16 protein-coding genes and 1 pseudogene are annotated in these 17951 nt (G+C 65.3%); 11 read left to right on the top strand and 6 right to left on the bottom strand.

The annotated features are described in order from the left end of the window. Positions 1-516: 516 nt before the first annotated feature. Complete coding sequence (locus IBX22_RS35275; RefSeq protein WP_194820174.1) at positions 517-1947, top strand: cytochrome P450; 1431 nt, start codon at positions 517-519, stop codon at positions 1945-1947. Between the two features lie 338 nt (positions 1948-2285). Beyond that, positions 2286-2438 (top strand): annotated as a pseudogene (locus tag IBX22_RS38645) (hypothetical protein); the annotation flags it as partial. Between the two features lie 480 nt (positions 2439-2918). Here IBX22_RS38645 and IBX22_RS35265 read toward each other — a convergent pair. From IBX22_RS35265 to IBX22_RS35240, 6 genes are all read right to left on the bottom strand, one after another. Then, positions 2919-4112, bottom strand: coding sequence for a TetR/AcrR family transcriptional regulator (locus IBX22_RS35265; RefSeq protein ID WP_194820172.1), 1194 nt, complete (start codon positions 4110-4112; stop codon positions 2919-2921). A 112-nt stretch (positions 4113-4224) separates the two neighbouring features. Next, a complete protein-coding gene (locus tag IBX22_RS35260) occupies positions 4225-5376 on the bottom strand; it encodes an acyl-CoA dehydrogenase family protein (RefSeq protein WP_375540315.1) in 1152 nt (383 codons plus the stop codon). 12 nt (positions 5377-5388) lie between these two features. Further along, on the bottom strand, positions 5389-6219 hold the full coding sequence (locus IBX22_RS35255) for an SDR family NAD(P)-dependent oxidoreductase (RefSeq protein ID WP_194820171.1): 831 nt from the start codon (positions 6217-6219) through the stop codon (positions 5389-5391). Positions 6220-6234: 15 nt separating this feature from the next. Further along, a complete protein-coding gene (locus tag IBX22_RS35250) occupies positions 6235-6651 on the bottom strand; it encodes a MaoC/PaaZ C-terminal domain-containing protein (RefSeq protein WP_194820170.1) in 417 nt (138 codons plus the stop codon). Continuing rightward, on the bottom strand, positions 6648-7106 hold the full coding sequence (locus IBX22_RS35245) for a MaoC family dehydratase N-terminal domain-containing protein (RefSeq protein ID WP_194820169.1): 459 nt from the start codon (positions 7104-7106) through the stop codon (positions 6648-6650). Before IBX22_RS35245 ends, IBX22_RS35250 begins: the two co-directional genes overlap by 4 nt. A 4-nt stretch (positions 7107-7110) precedes the next feature. After that, positions 7111-8298: a lipid-transfer protein gene (locus IBX22_RS35240; RefSeq protein WP_194820168.1), complete on the bottom strand. Its 1188-nt coding sequence runs from the start codon at positions 8296-8298 to the stop codon at positions 7111-7113. A gap of 187 nt (positions 8299-8485) precedes the next feature. On the opposite strand from IBX22_RS35240, the gene IBX22_RS35235 reads away from it, so the two are divergent. Genes IBX22_RS35235 through IBX22_RS35195 form a run of 9 tightly spaced genes read left to right on the top strand, consistent with a single transcriptional unit; the run spans position 8486 to position 17945 of the window. After that, on the top strand, positions 8486-10018 hold the full coding sequence (locus tag IBX22_RS35235; RefSeq protein ID WP_194820167.1) for a class I adenylate-forming enzyme family protein: 1533 nt from the start codon (positions 8486-8488) through the stop codon (positions 10016-10018). Then, the gene (locus tag IBX22_RS35230; RefSeq protein WP_194820166.1) at positions 10015-10863 is read left to right on the top strand and encodes an ABC transporter permease; all 849 of its coding nucleotides are present in this window, start codon (positions 10015-10017) and stop codon (positions 10861-10863) included. Before IBX22_RS35235 ends, IBX22_RS35230 begins: the two co-directional genes overlap by 4 nt. Beyond that, a complete protein-coding gene (locus IBX22_RS35225) occupies positions 10863-11723 on the top strand; it encodes an ABC transporter permease (RefSeq protein WP_194820165.1) in 861 nt (286 codons plus the stop codon). Before IBX22_RS35230 ends, IBX22_RS35225 begins: the two co-directional genes overlap by 1 nt. Before the next feature lie 5 nt (positions 11724-11728). Beyond that, a complete protein-coding gene (locus tag IBX22_RS35220; RefSeq protein WP_194820164.1) occupies positions 11729-12787 on the top strand; it encodes an MlaD family protein in 1059 nt (352 codons plus the stop codon). Next, positions 12784-13791, top strand: a complete 1008-nt coding sequence (locus IBX22_RS35215) for an MlaD family protein (protein WP_194820163.1) — start codon at positions 12784-12786, stop codon at positions 13789-13791. Before IBX22_RS35220 ends, IBX22_RS35215 begins: the two co-directional genes overlap by 4 nt. Beyond that, entirely contained in the window at positions 13779-14828 is a 1050-nt protein-coding gene (locus IBX22_RS35210; protein WP_309234921.1) for an MlaD family protein, read from the top strand. Before IBX22_RS35215 ends, IBX22_RS35210 begins: the two co-directional genes overlap by 13 nt. Continuing rightward, positions 14828-15934 (top strand): MlaD family protein, encoded by a 1107-nt coding sequence (locus tag IBX22_RS35205; protein WP_194820162.1) that lies wholly within the window; start codon positions 14828-14830, stop codon positions 15932-15934. Before IBX22_RS35210 ends, IBX22_RS35205 begins: the two co-directional genes overlap by 1 nt. Continuing rightward, positions 15931-16989 (top strand): MlaD family protein, encoded by a 1059-nt coding sequence (locus IBX22_RS35200; protein WP_194820161.1) that lies wholly within the window; start codon positions 15931-15933, stop codon positions 16987-16989. The genes IBX22_RS35205 and IBX22_RS35200 overlap by 4 nt, the downstream gene beginning before the upstream one ends. Continuing rightward, on the top strand, positions 16986-17945 hold the full coding sequence (locus IBX22_RS35195) for an MlaD family protein (RefSeq protein ID WP_194820160.1): 960 nt from the start codon (positions 16986-16988) through the stop codon (positions 17943-17945). The genes IBX22_RS35200 and IBX22_RS35195 overlap by 4 nt, the downstream gene beginning before the upstream one ends. Positions 17946-17951: the final 6 nt, after the last annotated feature.

Genomic DNA, 17951 nt, shown 5'->3' with positions numbered 1-17951 from the left:
GAAATTCGTTGTGACCAGCAGTGTTAGGTCTTGATGAGGCCTCTCCGGGAGACTGGAACCGGTGTCAGGTGGTCGCAGGTTCAAATCCTGTCAGCCCGACCAGGTCAGGGGCGGTTTTCCGCCCCTCCTGGTCGTTTTTCTTGGACCAATCTTGGACCAAGAGCTCCACCCCGCGCACAGCGGGACTGGCGGGCACAGGCAGCGTCAACGAGTCCAACGGGTCGCTCTACGGCCCTCCGCGCATCGCCGACACGGGTGGTCCCCAGCGCGGCACCAGATGCCACAACCAATTCCCTCTCGAGGCAACTGAACGGTTGCGGGCATATCGAGCGCTGACTTACCTTGGTGTTCAGCCCTTTTGCAGGGCATTCCCGGTAACCGCGCTGGCGGAGCCGGAGGAAGCGTCGGCCGATAAGCCCGCGCGCGACGGCACGCCCATTCCGTTCAGTGACCGCCGCTCCAGGTTTTGCACGCGAAACTTTTGGCGCGGAGTCGTGTTCCGAAAGGAGGCTCGTCATGATCGATCACGAGCGTCTTTTAAACCAGCGCATGTTCACCACCGCCGAAGTCGCCAAGCTTCTCGGAGTCGACGAGTCGACACTTCGGCGCTGGCGCAGATCAACACCGGTAGAGGGTCCCATGATGCTCCCCAACTCTGCTCTACGACCGCGGACCAAGGAACACATGCCAGTCACCGACGTCGTTTTCGACGACACCTACTTCCGGGACCCCCACGCCTTCTACCAGCAGATCCAACAGCAAGGCCCGCTGCACCGGTTCACCACACCGTCCGGGGTCCATGGCTGGCTCATCACCAGCGCACCTCTGGCCCGCGCCGTGCTCACCGACGCTCGCATCGGCAAGGGCCGCGACACCATGCTCGGCGTCTCCGGCAACAACACCGGCCTGAGCCTGCGCCAGCGATTGCTGCGCGCGAGCAGCGAGTGGGTCGTCAGCCACATGCTCGGCTCCGACCCACCCGACCACACACGATTACGCCACGCCGTCGCCGACCACTTCACACCCCGCGCCGTCACCGCGTTGCAGCCTCGAATCGACACACTCACACAAGGATTCATCGACACGATGGACCCCACAGACCCTGTCGATCTGGTAACCGCACTCGCCTGCCCACTGCCGGTCGCCGTGATCTGCGAAATCCTCGGCGTCTCCGACCGTCACCAACACCGCATCGAACGCTCCTCAGCGATCCTCTCCGACGTCACCGTCGCCCGCGCACGCGAACTGCGCAGTGCCAGCCTCGATTTCACACGACTGATCCTGCCGCACTTCGCCACCCGCCGCCTCCGCCCCCGCGAGGACCTCATCACCGCCCTGACCCAACAAATGAAGACAGGCCAGGTCAACCTCAAAGAGTCACTCTCGACAGTCGCGCTACTGCTGATCGCCGGACACGAAACCACCGCCAACCTCATCCTCGCCACACTGCTCGCGCTCCTGCGAAATCCCGAGGAACTGCAGCGGGTGCGAACCGACCCCGTCAGACTCAACGCCGTCATCGACGAAGCCCTGCGCACCGATCCCCCACTACCGGTGGCCACCCTGCGTCAAGCCCACACCCCCATCGAACTGACCGGACAACACATCACACCCGGAGAGCTCCTCCTGGTCTCCCTCCTCGCAGCCAACCACGACCCCCAAACCACCAGCCACCCAACAACATTCCACCCAGACCGCCCCACCCGGCACCTCTCATTCGGCACCGGGATCCACCACTGCCTCGGAGCCCGCCTCGCCCGCGCAGAAACCACCGCCGCAATCACCTACCTCCTCCACCGATACCCCAACATCACCCTCGCCGTCCCACCCACCGCACTACGCTGGCGCCGCAGCGTCTTCTTCCGACGCCTGGAATCACTTCCGGTGCACCTGAACTCCGAGCCTCCGAGCGACAGCTCGCATTTCATCGGCGACGACGCCGACTAGGTTCTGTCATCGCGCCGCTGCTGGTAGCTCGAATCAGCGAGACCTCCGGCACCATAGCCGTCGGCTTCTTCCTGAGCGCTATGGCGTTGCTGGCTCTGCTGTGCATTCTGGCGCTGCCCGACACCAGAGTCGGGATCTGGCGCAGGTCCAAGCTTCCGCAGCTTTCTCGGGCTGCGGAGCGCGGGACCTGCTCGGTGCGCGAATACGCGCCGGGGCGCCTGTCGTGGCGTGTCGCTCGAGTCTGCCGCAGTTGCAGTAGCCACCGGACCTGCAGGCTGAGGGGGATTCGGCAGCGTCGAACTCGACTGGGCGCTTGACACGCATCACGCTGGCAGCCACACACGGTGGCGTTCTGGGATAACCGAGCGGTACAGCACTACGCCGCCAGCGACTATCGGCCGGCGATCCGGGTCATGGAACGCGCATCGATCGCCGGTAGCCGACCGCACGATGACCGGCGAGGGCCAGGACGCGCCACGAACCACTCCTGACAGCTCGCCCGCCGCCGAGGTGTTCGCTAAATTCAAGCAGCTCAACGGATTCAAACGCAGTGCCGACGCTGTGGGACCGGTACTGGCTTTCTCGTCGGATATCAGATGGCCGGTGCGCACGGGGGTATCGCGGCGGCCATCGCCACGGGTCTGTCCAGACAATGGCTCTGGCTCATTTCCGGTGGCGACGTTGAGCTGCTGACTGCCGGTCACGTTCGAGCCGAGTTCTCCACTTGCGCATCGCTTCTCGCGAGACACCCCAAGTCTCCGCCTTCGGCGACACCCAAACATCGTAGCCCGCCAACGAATTTGCGACTCAGGACGCTAGTGCCGAGTTCCAAACGGAGCCGGGGTATTTCACTAGAACCCAGCTATCCGATGCGACGAGGGGGTTGGTTTCAACGACTCGCTTACTGCGAGTCCGCGGCCCGCACCAGCTCCAGAGTTGTGACTACGCCGCACTCGAGCGAGATGATGCAGTCAGTCTTGCTGGATTGCCAGCAATTCCGCGCTGATCACGCAGACGGCCGATTCGACGGCCGGGTTCATGCGGAATTGCGGCGTCAAAGAGATCTCGTTGAGAATGGTCTGGGCGGCCTGGACGCGGATGCGGGCGGCGCTGTGATCCCAGGAGGGATGCACCTGATCGGCCAGGTGTACCCATTCGGCGATGTAGGAGTGCTGGGCGACGCGGGTGCGATGGCGATCGGCCTCGGGGAGGTGTACCGACTCGGAAATGAGCAGTTGGATGAGGTCGGGGTTCTCGAAGACGAATTCGCCGTAGCTGCGCAGCAGCCGGCGCAGGGCGTCGCGGGGGTCGGTTGCCTGTGCGAAGGCGCGGTTCATGCCCATGCGCAACCATTCGTCGCCGCGGAACATGGCCGCGGTGAGGATGTCGGTCTTGGCCGGGAAGTGGTTGTAGACGCTAGGCCCGGCGATGCCCACGGCCGCCCCAATATCGTCCATGCTCACGCCTGCGAAACCGTTGCGGGCGAACAGTTTCGAGGCCTCGACCAGAATGGTCTCGCGCCTGGACCTGGTCAGCACGGTCGCAGCGGCGTCCGGGTTGCCGGACATCGGGTCGGCCAGGGCGATCGGCGCGTCGATGGTCGTTGTGATGAGCTCCCCGAGCAGGTTCGTGAAACCGGGTTCGGGCAAGGACAAGCTGTGGAACGAAGCGCTGATGCCGACGGCGAGCGCGGACCGTGCCAGCAGGTCGGCTTCGGCGAGGCCGAGGGTGGGTCGGCGTTCGCGGATCAGGTCGGTGAGCCGGGTGACGATGCGGTCGGTGACCACTCGCAATTCGGCGCGGTTGTCGGCGGATAGATGGCGCGCCTCGCGCCGCCACAGCACCCCGATCCCCCGGTGCTCGAGGGCGAACCCGGCCAGCCGCACCCCCACATCGGCTGACGAGGAGGCCGCCAGCCGCGCGTCGACCGCTCCGAGCGCATCACCGACCACCGTGGCCAGTAGATCCTGTTTGCCACGAAAATGCCGATACAGCGCGGAGGGACCGATTGCCACCGCCTCGGCGACTTCACCCATCCCGACCGTGGCATAACCCTTGCGATAGAACAGATCCGTCGCCGCCCGCACGATCAGCTCGCGCCGATTCGCCGGTCGAGTGCCACGGGCCGGACTGATCAGCGCCTGTCCGTCCGGTCCGTGTGCCATATCGTTCATCTCCAGTCGGGTGGTGTCGTCGCCGCTGTCGACGGTCGATCACCTCACTTGTCTACCTGATGGTTGTTCGGAAGCGGCCACGCGGCTGCTTCGTGTTGCGCGTCTACAGCGAACGTGCGATGAGTTCCTTCATCACCTCGTTGGCGCCGGCATAGATGCGCTGCACCCTGGCATCGGCGTACATGCGCGCGATGGGGTATTCGAGCATGTACCCGTAACCGCCGAACAACTGCACGCAGCGATCGACGACTTGACCTTGAATATCGGTGGCGTACGCCTTGGCCATCGACGCGGTCGGTCCGTCGAGTTCACCGCGCAGGTGCCGTTGAATGCAGTCGTCGACGAATACTCGGCACACGCGCGCGAGGGTGGCGCACTGGGCGAGTTCGAAACGGGTGTTCTGCATTTCGAACAGCGGGGCGCCGAATGCCTTGCGCTCCTTGTTGTATCGCACCGTCCAGTCGACGGCTGCCGCGGTGGCCGCTGCCGCACAGACCGCTACGACGAGCCGTTCGTGCGCGAGTTGGTTCATCAGGTAGCCGAAACCCGCGCCCGCCTCGCCGAGCAAATTCCCGACCGGAACTCGAACATCGGTGAAGGACAACTCTGCGGTGTCCTGGCCCTTCATGCCGACCTTGTCGAGCAGCCTGCCGACCTGATAACCCTGGGCGCCTGCGGTCTCGACCACGATGAGTGAGATGCCCTTGGCCCCGGCGGTGGCATCGGTCTTGGCCACCACGATCACCAGATCGGCGTGCTTGCCATTGGAGATAAAGGTCTTCGCGCCATTGATGACGTAGCCATCCGCGTCACGAACAGCGCTGGTGCGCAAGGCTTTCAGGTCCGAACCCGCTCCGGGTTCGGTCATGGCGATGGCCCCGACGAGCGCCCCGGAAGCCATCCCGGGCAGCCACCGCCGCTTCTGCTCCTCATTCCCGTAGGCGAGGATGTAGTGCGCGACCAGCCCACTGTGCACCATATTGCCGAAAGCGGTGTCACCCAGTCCGTACTGCGCGTCGAAGATGGCGAAATCGTGCGCGAAAGTGCCTCCGCCGCCACCGTATTCCTCGGGTATCGAGGCGCACAGCAGGCCGAGTTCGCCCGCCTTGTTCCAGAATTCGCGGTCCACATGCTTCTGGTCCGCGAAACGTTCCTGGTGGGGCAGTAATTCGGCTTCGAAGAACTTCGTCGCCATATCCTTGAGCGCGAGAACTTCCTCATCGATCCACGGGGATCGGTACACAGGGGTGGTCACGGGGTCGCGTCCTTAGATGTTGAAGCCGCCACCGCAGATGAGGGTCTGCGCGCTGACGTAATCGGATTCGGGAGTGCAGAACAGGTAAACCGCTCCGGCGGCCTCGGTCGGGGTACCCGCGCGACCGAGCGGGATCATCTGCTCCATGGCGGCCAGCAGGTTCGGGTTGACGCCGACCTTGAGCTTCTTGCCTTCGATGTCGATGGTGCTGTCACCGTCGGCCGAGGCCTCGGTGAGTCGGGTCTTGATGAAGCCGAACGCCACGGTGTTGACGGTGACGTTGTAGCGGCCCCACTCCTTGGCGATGGTCTTGGTCAGACCGGTGATGCCCGCCTTGGCCGAGGAGTAATTCGCCTGTCCCGCATTGCCTCCGGTGCCCGCCATCGAGGAGATATTGACGACCTTGCGGCACGGGATCGGCTCCCCCGCCTCTTTCGCCTTCTTCACCTGCGCGGCGATGACCGGCTGCGCGGCGCGCAGAATCCGGAACGGCGCCTTGAGGTGGACGTCGATGATCGCGTCCCACTGCTCGTCGGTCATCTTCTGAATGACCGAATCCCAGGTGTAGCCGGCGTTATTGACGATGATGTCGAGTCCGTCGAACTCCTCGACGGCGGTCTGCACGAAGCGTTCGGCGAAGCCTTCTTCGGTGACGCTGCCGACGCACGAGACCGCGGTGCCGCCTGCGGCTTCGATCGCGGCGACGGTTTCCTTGGCGGGTTCGGCGTCGAGGTCGTTGACCACGACCTTCGCGCCCTCGGCGGCGAGCTTCAGCGCGATTTCACGGCCGATGCCGCGACCGGAGCCGGAGACAATAGCGACCTTGCCATCAAGAGTTCCCATGAGAGAGAGGACCTTTCAGTTCGGGAGTGCGACGACGGCGTCGCCGGTAAGGGTTACGGTGCCGTCGGCGAGCGCGACGGTGAGTTCCAAGGTGGCACGGCGTTCGCCGTCTACCTCGTCGATCGAGACGACTTTGCCCGTGGCCGTTGGCTTTGCGAGCACGGGCGTAATGGAGGCGAATCGCACGCGGTAGGACCGAATCGCCTGCGGGTCGACCCAATCGGTCAGCAGTCGCCCGAGGTACGCCATCGAGAGCATGCCGTGTGCGAATACGTCGTCGAGCCCGGCGGACTTGGCGACGTCGATATCGATATGCATCGGATTGTGATCACCCGAGGCACCCGCGAACAGGGCGAGGGTGGTGCGCGAGATGGCCCGAATCTTCAAGGGCGGCAGCTCGGTTCCGACCTCGACCGCTTGCATGGTGGTCATTCACCTACCTCCGGATTGCGTACGACGAGAACGGATTTCAGCTCGGCCACCAGTTCGCCGTCGGCGCGCGTGACAGTGGAGGTCTTCTCGAGGAAATCGAGCGTCCCACCCTTCTTGCTGTACACGTTCCCGATGGTCGGGGTCGAGGTGAGTACGTCACCGGCCACCGCTGTCGAGTGATAGGTGAACGACTGCTCGCCATGCAGCACTCGGCGCAGATCGATACCGAGTTCGGCCAGCCAGCCGAAGGAGTCCGGATTCTCGAGTTCGATGCCGAACAAGAACGTCGGAGGCACCGGAAGATCGGCGTACCCCGCCGCCTGCGCCGCCGCGAGATCGGTGAAGATCGGGTTCGTCTCACCGATGGCCGTGGCGAAGAAGCGCAGCCGTCCGGCATCGACCGCAAGGGTGCTCGACGGCAATTGCTTGCCGATCACGCTGGGATCCAGGGGCATTGGTTCAGCTCACCTTCTCGTACAGGGTCACGACAGCCGCGCCGCCGAGCCCGATGTTGTGCTGCAGCGCCACTGTCAAGTCACCCTCGACCTGTCGAGCCTCGGCCTGACCACGCAGCTGCCACACCAGTTCCGCGCACTGCGCCAGACCGGTCGCGCCGAGCGGATGCCCCTTGGACAGCAGGCCGCCGGAGGGGTTGGTGACAACCCTGCCGCCGTAGGTGTTGTCGCCGTCATTGATGAACTTCTCCGCCGTGCCCTCCGGGGTCAGGCCGATGGCCTCATAGGTGAGCAGTTCGTTGGCGGTGAAGCAGTCGTGCAGTTCGACCACGCGGATATCGGTCGGCGCGACACCCGAGGCCTCGTACACCTGTTGTGCCGCGGCCTTGGACATGTCGTAACCGACGATCTTGGCCATGCTGTTGTCGGTGAAGGTGGACGGGAAATCCGTCGCCATGGCCTGGGCCTTGATGATCACCGACGCGTCGATGCCATTGGCCTTGGCGAACTCCTCACTCACCAGCACTGCCGCCGCGGCGCCGCAGGTGGGCGGGCAGCATTGCAAACGGGTCAGCGAGCCGTAGATGTGCGGCGAGGCCAGCACTTCCTCGACCGTCACCGGGTCCCGGAATACCGCGTACGGGTTATTGGCCGCATGCTTGCGCGACTTCACCGAGATCTTGGCGAAGGTCTCCGGCGAGGTGCCGTACTTCTCCGAGTACTCACGCCCCGCACCGCCGAACATCTGCGCCGCGAACGGCGCGTCGGTCCGCTCCTGGATCTGATCCATCACCTCGTTGAAGCGGTCGAACGGTGTGGGCCGGTCGGTGTAACCCATGGCCAGCGCACCGCGCTGCATCTGCTCGAAGCCCACGGCCAGCGCCACATCCACCGCACCCGATTCCACGGCCTGGCGCGCCAGGAACAGGGCCGAGGATCCGGTGGAGCAGTTGTTGTTGACGTTGATGACCGGAATGCCGGTCTGTCCGAGGCCGTAGACCACGGCCTGGCCGCAGGTCGAGTCGCCGTAGACGTACCCGGCATAGGCCTGCTGGACCTTCGAGTACTCGACCCCGGCATCGGTCAGCGCCGCCCTGGCGGCCTTGGTGCCCATCAGGTCGTAGGTCTCGGTTCGGCTGGGCGTGGTGAAGGGAATCATTCCCACACCTGCCACCACCACACGTCTGCTCATGTCGATCTCCCGATTTCAGTGACTATCAGCTATTCACTTAGTGAACACCGCACGTCGGCATTACACAAGTACGAGTTCCAGTTGCGATGTTTGCCTGGATAAACGTCCGGAATATTGCCCCTTGCGGAGACACCTGTGATCACTGTTACACTACCGCAAATTCACATATCGTATCTCTGGAGGATCCATGGCGACAATCGGTGCAACGCTGCGCTCGACTGCGAAGCGGGTGCCGGACCGCGAGGCCCTGGTATTCGGCGATCACCGCTACACCTATGCCGAACTCGACGCTCAGGTCGACCGGGTCGCGGGAGTGCTTGCCGCGCAGGGCATCCGCAAGGGTGATCGCCTCGCTCTGATGGCGACGAATTCCGATCGATTCGTCATCGTCTTCTACGCCGCGCACCGGCTCGGCGCGATCTTCGTTCCGGTGAACCCCGGTTCTGCCGCGCCCGAACTCGACTACCTGGTGCGCGACTCCGATGCGGCCGCACTGGTTTTCGACGCCGCGGTGGCGCCTACGGTGCGCAAGGCCGTGGAGAACGGCCTCGCCGAGACCCTTCGAACCTTGGCCATGTCCGAGATCGACGGGTTCCCGGACTTGTTCGCATCGGCCGCCGCGTATGACGGCCCGGTGGTAGAGGCCGCGGTCGAGGAGACCGACGATGCGCAGATCCTCTACACCTCCGGAACCACCGGCTCACCCAAGGGCGCGCTGTTCGATCATCATCGTGAGCTGTGGGTCGGAATGGGGGTGATGGCGACCGCCGGTCTGCGCGACGGTGACCGGCTCCTGCATGTCGCGCCGCTGTACCATGCCGCCGAGCTGTGCATGCTGATCATTCCCGGCACGATGGTCGGCGCCACACACATCGTGCAGAGCGGGTTCGATCCGATGAAGGTGGCCGACGCGCTGGAGCGCGAACGCATCACCCTGCTCTTCGGTGTCCCCACCATGTACCAGTTCCTGCTCCGGGTACCGGATCTGGCCCAGCGCGACCTCTCCACCTGGCGCACCGCCATTTACGGTGCCGCACCCATGCCTGCGAGCGCGGTGGAGCAGTTGCTCGCGGCCCTGCCACAGGTCCAATTCATGCAGGCCTGCGGTCAGACCGAAGCCGGGCCCGGCGGCATCTTCGCCAACCACGCTCAGGTGTGCGAACGCCCGGACGCCAGCGGCCGGCAGGCGCTGCCGATGATGGAATGCCGGATCGTCGACCTGGACGGCAACGACGTGCAGCCCGGCGAGGTCGGCGAATTGCTGTTGCGCGGCGAAACCCTCATGAAGGGCTACTGGAACAAGCCCGAAGCCACCGCCGACGCCATCCGCGACGGCTGGCTACACACCGGCGATCTGGCCCGCCTCGACGCCGACGGCTACATGACCCTGGTCGACCGGCTCAAGGACATGATCATCACCGGCGGCCGCAACGTGTACTCGGTCGAGGTCGAGAACGCCATCGCCGCGCACCCGGACATCCTCGACGTCGCGATCATCGCTCGTCAGCACGCCGAATACGGGGAGAGCATCGTCGCCATCGCGGTGCTGAAAGAGGGTGCGGCCCTTGACCTGGACGCGCTGCGCGAGTTCTGCGCCGAGCGGATCGCCGCCTACAAACTGCCGCACGATCTGGTGATCACCGAGCAGATTCCGCGGAATCCATCCGGCAAGATCCTCAAGCGCACGCTGCGCGAACGATTCGCGGCCGTCTCGTCATGAGTGAGCGTGGGGGGAACGCCGGACCGCAGCCGTCGTCGCTCGGGGTGTTGCGCAGCAACTTCTCGAGCACCGTGCTGGCCAGTGTGGGCACCTTCGGGCGGGCCATGCGCAGCGGTGCGCAGGCGACGATGATCGGGGTGGCCGACGCGGGCCGGTTGCGGTTCCAATGGCGTGAAACCCTCACGCAAGCCTGGTTTCTCATCACAGTCACCGCGCTACCCAGTGTACTGATGGCGGTTCCGTTCGGTGTCGTGGTGTCCGCGCAGGTCGGCAACCTGGTGCATCAACTCGGCGCGAATTCACTGATCGGAGCCGCCGGCGGGCTCGGGGTGATCAAACAGGGCGCCCCGCTGGCGACCGGTCTGCTGCTGGGCGGGGCCGGAGCCGCGGCCATCGCGGCCGACCTGGGGGCGCGCACGATCCGCGAGGAGATCGATGCCATGCGCGTGATGGGGATCAATCCTGTTCAGCGCCTGGTGGTTCCGCGTATCGCCGCGATGCTGATCGTCGCGCCGCTGCTCAATGTGCTGATCATCTTCGTCGGCATTCTCGCCGGATATATCGTCGCCATCGCGGCCCTGGATGTCACGCCGGGCAGTTACTGGCAGTCGTTCGGGGCCTTCGCCTCCTCCGCCGATGTGTGGGTGTCCCTCGCCAAGTCGACGATCTTCGGCTACTTCGTCGTGCTGATCGCCTGTCAGCGCGGGCTCGAGGCCAAAGGCGGCCCGCGCGGAGTCGCCGACGGCGTGAACGCCGCGGTGATCCTGTCGGTGGTGTCCATCGCGGTGGTCAACGTCGTGATCACCCAGATCGCCGCCCTCTTCCTGCCCGCGAGGTTCGCCTGATGACCGCCAGTTCCTATGTGCCCAAGGGCTTTCGGTGGACCGGCCGGCTGCGTCAGATCCGGCCGTGGTCGATGTTCGACGGGCTCGGCTTCATCCTCGGCTTCACCTGGCAGGTGCTGTCGTCGATTCCGTTGACGCTGCGGCACTATCGCGCGCAAACGCTCGCCACCATCACCGATATGACCTGGGGTCGCGGGTCGATCATCGTCGGCGGCGGTACGGCGGCGGTCATGGTGGTGATGGGTGCGGCGATCGGCGCGTCCAGCGGTATCGAGGCCTATGCCGCACTCGATCTGGTAGGCCTGGGCCAAATCACCGGCGTCATCTCGGCTTTCGCGAACACTCGGGAACTGGCGCCGATGGCGGCCGGTGTCGGGTTCGCCGCACAGGCCGGCTGCCGGATGACCGCGGAAATCGGGTCGATGCGGATCTCCGAGGAAATCGACGCGATCGAATCCCTGGGTGTGCGGTCGGTGCCGTTCGTCGTCACCACCCGGGTGATCGCCGGGGTGGTCGCGATCGTGCCCACCTTCCTGATCGCGCTGATCCTGAGCTACCTGACGACCGCCGCGGTGATCACCGTCGTGCATGGCGAACCCAGCGGCGTCTACGACCATTACTTCGATCAGTTCGTGGCCCTCTGGGATATCGTCGCGGCCACCATCAAGGTGCTCGTCTTCGCCGTCGCGGTCATCATCATCCATTGCTACCAAGGGTTTTTCGCCACCGGCGGCCCCGAAGGCGTCGGGGTGGCCTCGGGTCGCGCGATCCGGGCCAGCCTGGTCGCCATCATCACCCTCGACATGATCCTGACCATTACGCTCTGGGGCTTCACTACGCCCCTGTCTTTCACGGGGTGACGACCATGCCCGCATTCGGAATGCCGGGAGTTTCCATCAGTCCGCGCGGTGCGCGGCGAACCGGGCTGATCGCCGCCGGGATCGCCGCGGTACTGCTCACCGCCTGGCGAATCGCGCCCCTCGATAATGATTCGGAGTCGATGACGGTCACCCTGGTGACCGAGCAGGTCGGTGACGGTGTCGAGGAGGGCAGCGATATCCGCCTCGACGGCGTCAAGGTCGGGAAGATCACCGCGATCGCGACCGCCGACATCGGACGGCAGCGGATCACCCTGCAGCTCAACAAGAATCAGCTCTTCGGGCTGACCGACACCTTGAGTGTCGCGTACGCGCCGGGCAACCTGTTCGGCATCAGCGAGCTGGCCCTGAAATCCGGTAGCGGCGGGACGGCGCTCACCGAGAACGCACAGGTCGATCTGACCGGGCGCCACGCGGATCGGGTCGTCGACGCGACGATCTCGACGGTCCTGCAGTCGGTCGGGCAGCTCACCAACGAGGTGCTCACCCCGCAGTTGGCCACCGTGCTGAGCCGGATCTCCACCGACCTGAAGGCCTTCACGCCGCTGATCCACACCATTGTTGTCACATCACAATTGATCGCCGACACGCAGCGGCTGCCGTCGTCGTTCCTGCTCGAACAGTACGGATCGACGCTGCAAGGTTTGCCGCCCACGCCGGATGGTCTACTGCGCGTGCTCGATTCGTTCTACAACAGCCCAGAACTGATGTCCGACAGCGACCGAGCGCGCTTCGACGCGAGTGTCGTGCTGGTGCGCGACCAGGTCATCGCCGCCCTGCCGCCCCTGCTGAATACCGCGCAACGCTATTCCAACGGCTACACCGACGAACTGGCTCCGTTGTTGACCATGATCGCGCGGGCACTGCCTCCGTCTGACCGGTCGACCCGGGAGATCAGCGAACTACTCGACCGGCTCCGTGCCGCGCTGCCCGATACACCCCACGGTCCGGTGTTGCGGGTGGACCTCGATCTGCGCGGCGTTCCCGGCATGGCTGTGCCACTGCTGCAAGGACTTCCGGCCGCCATTACCGAAGGTGTGCGATGAAATCGATGCCGCCGTTGATCGCCCGCCTCGTCGCTTTCGGCGCGGCCATGGCGTTGCTGCTCATCATGATCCTGCAAGCCATCAATCGGCCGGTCGATGGTGACACCGCCACCTACACGGCCGAATTCACCGACGCCAACGGTCTTTTCGTCAATAACGAGGTGAAACTGCACGGCGTCGCCGTCGGCAAGGTCGGCGGTGTGAAACTAGAAGGCGACCGCGCGCGGGTGACCTTCACGGTGCGCGAGAAGTACGCCCTCTACACCGGCACCACCTTCGCCATCCGCTACGAATCCCTCACCGGGCAGCGCTATCTCGACGTCCGCCAATCCGCCGAACCCAGCGCGAAACTGGCCCCGGGCACCCGCATCGGCACCGATCGCACCGTCCCGTCCTTCGATATCACCGCCCTGTTCAACGGCCTGCAGCCGGTGCTGGCCCAGTTGACGCCCGAGGACCTGAACCAGTTCGCGACCAGCCTGCTGGCCGTAATCGATGGCACCAGCACCAGTCTCGGGCCGGCGCTGGCCGCCATCGAGCGGCTCAGCGGCTACGCCACCGACCGGCAGGCGGTGATCTCGACCCTGGTGTCCAACCTCGGAACCGTCGCGCAGGATCTGGGCGGTAAATCCGGGCACAGCATCGCCTCGATGTCGCAGCTCACCCTGCTGTTCGAAACCCTCACCCAGCGCATTACCGGCCTGATCGACTTCGCGAACATCATCCCGCCGGTGCTGGAGCCCGCCGAACATATGGTGGGCGTTCTCGGGCTCACCCCGAACACGAATCCGGACCTCGACAACATTCTGCGCACCCTGTTCCCGAATCCCAAGGACACCGTCGACATGCTCAATCGCGTTCCCGGACTTCTGCAATCGCTGGGTGCGACCATTCCGCGAACCGCCCCCGGAGTGAATATCACCTGCACGAAGGGTGTGGCGGCGACCCCTGAGCTGCTACAGGTGTTCGTCGGCGGCCAAAGGATCACGCTGTGCAACCCCTGATCACCGCAGCGAGCGGTCTGCTCGAACGGCTCTCCGGCAATAGCGCTGTGCCGCAGAGCGAACCGGCCGCGGCACGATCGGACCTGCGCTGGGGTCTGGCGGGTGTGGTCCTCGTGCTGATCATGCTGGCCGGGGTCGGGGTCGTCTATGTCGCCGACACCGAACAGCGGACCTACACCGCCGACCTGGCCGACGCGGGCTCGGTGCGCCCCGGCGATTCGGTGCGGGTCGCGGGTGTCACGGTCGGCAAGGTGCGGTCCCTGGCGCTGGGATCCGACCGCGCCACCATGACGTTCACCGTCGATGACGAGGTCTTCGTCGGCGCACAGTCCACCCTCGACGTCCGCATGCTCACCGTGGTCGGCGGGCACTACGTCGCGCTCATTCCCGCCGGGTCGAAACCCCTGGGCCACACCACTATTCCTATGGATCGGGTGGTGCTTCCCTACAGCCTGCCGCAGGTGTTCCAGGATGCGATCGCCCCTATCCGCAAGGTCGACGGTGACGTGCTGCGCCGCGACTTCGCCGCACTACAGAACTCGATCGACAAGAGCCCCCACGGAATCGGGCAGGCCCTGACCGCCGCCGGCACCATTGTCGACATCCTGGATCGGCAGAACGCCGACATCTCCCGCGCGTTGACCGTCGCCGATGAGTACCTGTCCGCGATCGACACCAACAAGGACGTGATCATCCGCTTGATCCGGACCCTCGGTGTGCTGATCACGCTCGTCGAGAACAACAAATTCCAGGTGGCGAAGCAACTCGACCTGCTCGCCTCGACCGTCCAACGGGTGGTGCCGCTCGGCCAGGCCTGGCAGTCGACACTGAAACCGATGGCACAGCCACTGGCCGAATCGATCCCGAAGCTGACCGAGATCGGCACTCGGCTCGGTGAACTGCTCGAATCCCTGCGCGAATTCGGTGCCCGGCTGCAACCGCTGGTCACTCCGCAGGGCGGCGTCTCGATCGACCAGTCCGGCACCACCATCACCGCACCGGCCCTGTGTGTCCCGGTGCCGGGAAGGACCTGCTGATGCTTCAACGCCTGTTCGCCTCCCGCGCCTTCCTCTCGTTGACCACACTCGCGGTGCTCGCCGCGGTCGTCGTCGCCGGATTTCACCTGGCGCGACCGCAGCCTCCGATGCGGACCTACTGCGCGCTCATGTCCGACAGCATCGGGCTCTACACCGGCGGCAATGTCACCATCCGCGGTATCCCGTCCGGCACTGTCACCCGCATCGCCCCGGCAGGAACCGGCGTCCGAGTAGATTTCGAGCTGCCCGCCGACGAGAAGCTACCGCCCGACGTCGGTGCGACCACGGTGTCGGACACCCTCGTCGCCAATCGCCGGCTGGCGATCATCGGCAACCGCCCGGCCGCCGGTCCCGGCTGGGACGCCGGACAGTGCATCAGCAAAACCATCACGCCGCAGAGCCTGAGCCAAACCTTTTCCGCCATAGCGAAATTGGCCGACGAGCTCAACGGCGCCAACGATCCCACCCGGCAGCGCGGCCTGGCTGAGGGCCTGGCGGCGGTGAACGCCGCCACCGACGGGCGCGGACAGCAGATCAACGATCTGGTGCATGCCCTCGGTTCCGCGCTGAAATCACCCGATGCCGGCATCGGGCATCTGGGCCGGCTGCTCGACGCCCTGGCCGCACTCGCCCGCAGCGCCGCCAATGGCTGGGGTGAGGTGGAGACCGTGCTGACCGGGCTGCCCTCCGGGTTGCATGCCGCCAACACCATGGCGGTGCCGCCGATTACCCAGGTACTCACCGATATCGGCGATGTGCTGCCCATGCTCAACGACCTCACCCTCATGTTCGGCGGCCGGGCATTGCGCGAGCTCGACGCCGCGGATCCGGCGCTGCTGTTGGCCGGGGCCGGGATCGGATCGCTGCTGGAGGTCATTCGGATGACGCCCGCGCTGGCCGCCGCGTTCAGCAATTCCGTCGACAGTGTGAGCGGCCGCGCCGCGCTCGACTACGCGCCGGCCCGGGTCGCGATTCCGGCCGAGTCCGCCGCGCAGGTGTGCGCGGCGGTCAACGCGGTGGCGCCCGGCCGGTGCGCCGATCCCGGCGATGGCCTGGTGCACGTGCAGTTGGCGCAGCTCATTCTCGGACAGGTGGGAGCCCGATGACAGTGTCACGCAATCGATCTCAGGTCTTGGCCGTTGCCCTGGCCGGGGCGCTCGCCTTGGGCGGCTGCGCCTTCGATCCCTCGGAGGTGCCCATTCCCGGCACCACGGTCTCCGGCGACACCTACCAGGTGCACATCCAATTCGCGGACGCCCTGAACTTGCCGCCCGGAGCCAAGGTCACCGCCAACGGCGTGCTGGTCGGCAATCTCGACGAGATCGAGATCATCACCCCGGAAATGGACCGATCCGGCCCGCCCACCGGCTATGTCCGTGCGACAGTGCGGATTTCGAGCTCGGCCCGGCTGCCCACGGCCACCACCGCGCAGCTGCGGCAGGCGACCCCGCTCGGTGACGTGCACATCGCCTTGACCACCCCCGTAGCGGCCACCGGTGCCACACTCACCGACGGTGCGACCATTCCGATCGCCGCTACCAAACCCTCCCCCCAGGTCGAGGACACCATGGCCGGGCTCGCGACGGCCGTCGGCGGCGGCACGATCACCAACTTTCAGGACATCGTGCGCCAGCTGAATCGGGTCTTCGACGAGAATCCGGCTGAAACGGCACGGGTTTTCGGTGTGATCGGCACCGACATCATCGATGTCGCGGGCCGCCTCGACAGCGTCGATTCGTTACTCGAGGGTTTGCAGGCGACGGTCGGTTTCGTCCAGGCCGATCGCGACATTCTGGATCGGCTGCTCACCGATTACGGTGTCGAGCACGTCACCGCCAACGTGAATTCCGCTGTCCAACTGGTGTACGTATTCAGCGACCTCGGGCCGGTGTCACGCTCGGCGGCGTGGCTCGGGCCGCTGGTCGGTGCGCTCGACGCCACCACCACCGCGCTGGTACCGGCGCTGTTCGGGGCCCGGCCACTGGATCTGAACTCGCCGGCGAATCTCCGAAAGCTCATGGATCTCATTCAGACCAAGCTCATTCCGTTCGCACAGCACGGCCCCAAGGTGGATATCACCGCCGTGACGGTCGGCGACGCGCCGGGTGATCAGACGGCCAAAATGCTCGAGGCCCTGCGGATGATCGGTGCGGTGCGATGACGAAACGTTCCGTATTCTCCCTCGGCGCAATAGTTTTGGTGCTGATCAGCGGAATTTCCTATCCCGGTTTCGGCGTCCTGAAAATGGACCCGTTCGCCGACCACATCACCGCGACCATGACATTGCCCGAGGCCGGTGGGGTCGGCGTCGGCACGCCGGTGCTGCTCTCCGGTATCGAAGTCGGTGCGGTGACCGCTGTCGGCAAGACCGCCGCCGGCATCGAAATCGCGCTGCGCCTCGATGATTCGCCGCGCATCCCCACCGCCAGCACGGTGCGCATCGAGAACCTGTCCGCGCTGGGCGAACCGTATATCGAGTTCGAGCCGATCAAGGACACCGCACCGTACATCTCGGACAACCAGCGCATCGACGCCGCATCCGTCCAGCTTCCGATGACAATCCCCGAGGTGTCGGTGCGGGTGGTCGAGGTACTCGACCAACTCGATCCGAAGATCATCTCCGCGCTGGTCCAGACCGTCGACACCGCGACCACCGGCACCGAGAACGAGATACCGCGCCTGGAACACGCGAGCAAACTTCTCGCGGCCACCATCCTGAGCCGCACCGACACCATCCGCCAGCTCCTGATCGACCTGCAAACCATCGGCGGCGATATGGCCTGGGCCGGGCCGGCTCTCACTGCGGGCGGCCCGGAATGGGCCGATATCGGTGCGCGGCTGACCCATGCGATCACCGTCACCACCCGCAGCTTCGACAAGGGCATCCAACCCGGCGACTTCCTGCAACCGGACGGCCTGGTGCCGTTCCTGCACGACCTGACCGCCTACCTGGAAAAGATCGGCCCACGCACCGCAGCCCAATTGCCCGCGCTGCGTCCGCTTTTCGACGCTTCCCGCAACGCCGCCGGGCAACTCGACCTCGGCGTATTGATCACCCAGGCGCTGAACACCGTGAGCCCCGACGGCACGGTCCGCCTGCGCATCAACGTCAAATAGACACCG

Origin of the sequence: Nocardia sp. XZ_19_385 (assembly GCF_015355755.1) — a bacterium.
Classification (GTDB): Bacteria; Actinomycetota; Actinomycetes; order Mycobacteriales; family Mycobacteriaceae; genus Nocardia.
The sequence above is the reverse complement of the archived record's forward strand: the minus strand, read 5'-3'. Positions and strand labels throughout refer to the sequence as shown.

Bases quoted from the DNA above. Each gene is read 5' to 3' on its own strand.
- IBX22_RS35275 (WP_194820174.1), top strand. From the start codon at position 517: ATGATCGATCACGAGCGTCTTTTAAACCAGCGCATGTTCACCACCGCC.
- IBX22_RS35265 (WP_194820172.1), bottom strand. From the start codon at position 4,112: ATGGCACACGGACCGGACGGACAGGCGCTGATCAGTCCGGCCCGTGGC.
- IBX22_RS35255 (WP_194820171.1), bottom strand. From the start codon at position 6,219: ATGGGAACTCTTGATGGCAAGGTCGCTATTGTCTCCGGCTCCGGTCGC.
- IBX22_RS35250 (WP_194820170.1), bottom strand. From the start codon at position 6,651: ATGACCACCATGCAAGCGGTCGAGGTCGGAACCGAGCTGCCGCCCTTG.
- IBX22_RS35245 (WP_194820169.1), bottom strand. From the start codon at position 7,106: ATGCCCCTGGATCCCAGCGTGATCGGCAAGCAATTGCCGTCGAGCACC.
- IBX22_RS35240 (WP_194820168.1), bottom strand. From the start codon at position 8,298: ATGAGCAGACGTGTGGTGGTGGCAGGTGTGGGAATGATTCCCTTCACC.
- IBX22_RS35235 (WP_194820167.1), top strand. From the start codon at position 8,486: ATGGCGACAATCGGTGCAACGCTGCGCTCGACTGCGAAGCGGGTGCCG.
- IBX22_RS35230 (WP_194820166.1), top strand. From the start codon at position 10,015: ATGAGTGAGCGTGGGGGGAACGCCGGACCGCAGCCGTCGTCGCTCGGG.
- IBX22_RS35225 (WP_194820165.1), top strand. From the start codon at position 10,863: ATGACCGCCAGTTCCTATGTGCCCAAGGGCTTTCGGTGGACCGGCCGG.
- IBX22_RS35220 (WP_194820164.1), top strand. From the start codon at position 11,729: ATGCCCGCATTCGGAATGCCGGGAGTTTCCATCAGTCCGCGCGGTGCG.
- IBX22_RS35215 (WP_194820163.1), top strand. From the start codon at position 12,784: ATGAAATCGATGCCGCCGTTGATCGCCCGCCTCGTCGCTTTCGGCGCG.
- IBX22_RS35205 (WP_194820162.1), top strand. From the start codon at position 14,828: ATGCTTCAACGCCTGTTCGCCTCCCGCGCCTTCCTCTCGTTGACCACA.
- IBX22_RS35200 (WP_194820161.1), top strand. From the start codon at position 15,931: ATGACAGTGTCACGCAATCGATCTCAGGTCTTGGCCGTTGCCCTGGCC.
- IBX22_RS35195 (WP_194820160.1), top strand. From the start codon at position 16,986: ATGACGAAACGTTCCGTATTCTCCCTCGGCGCAATAGTTTTGGTGCTG.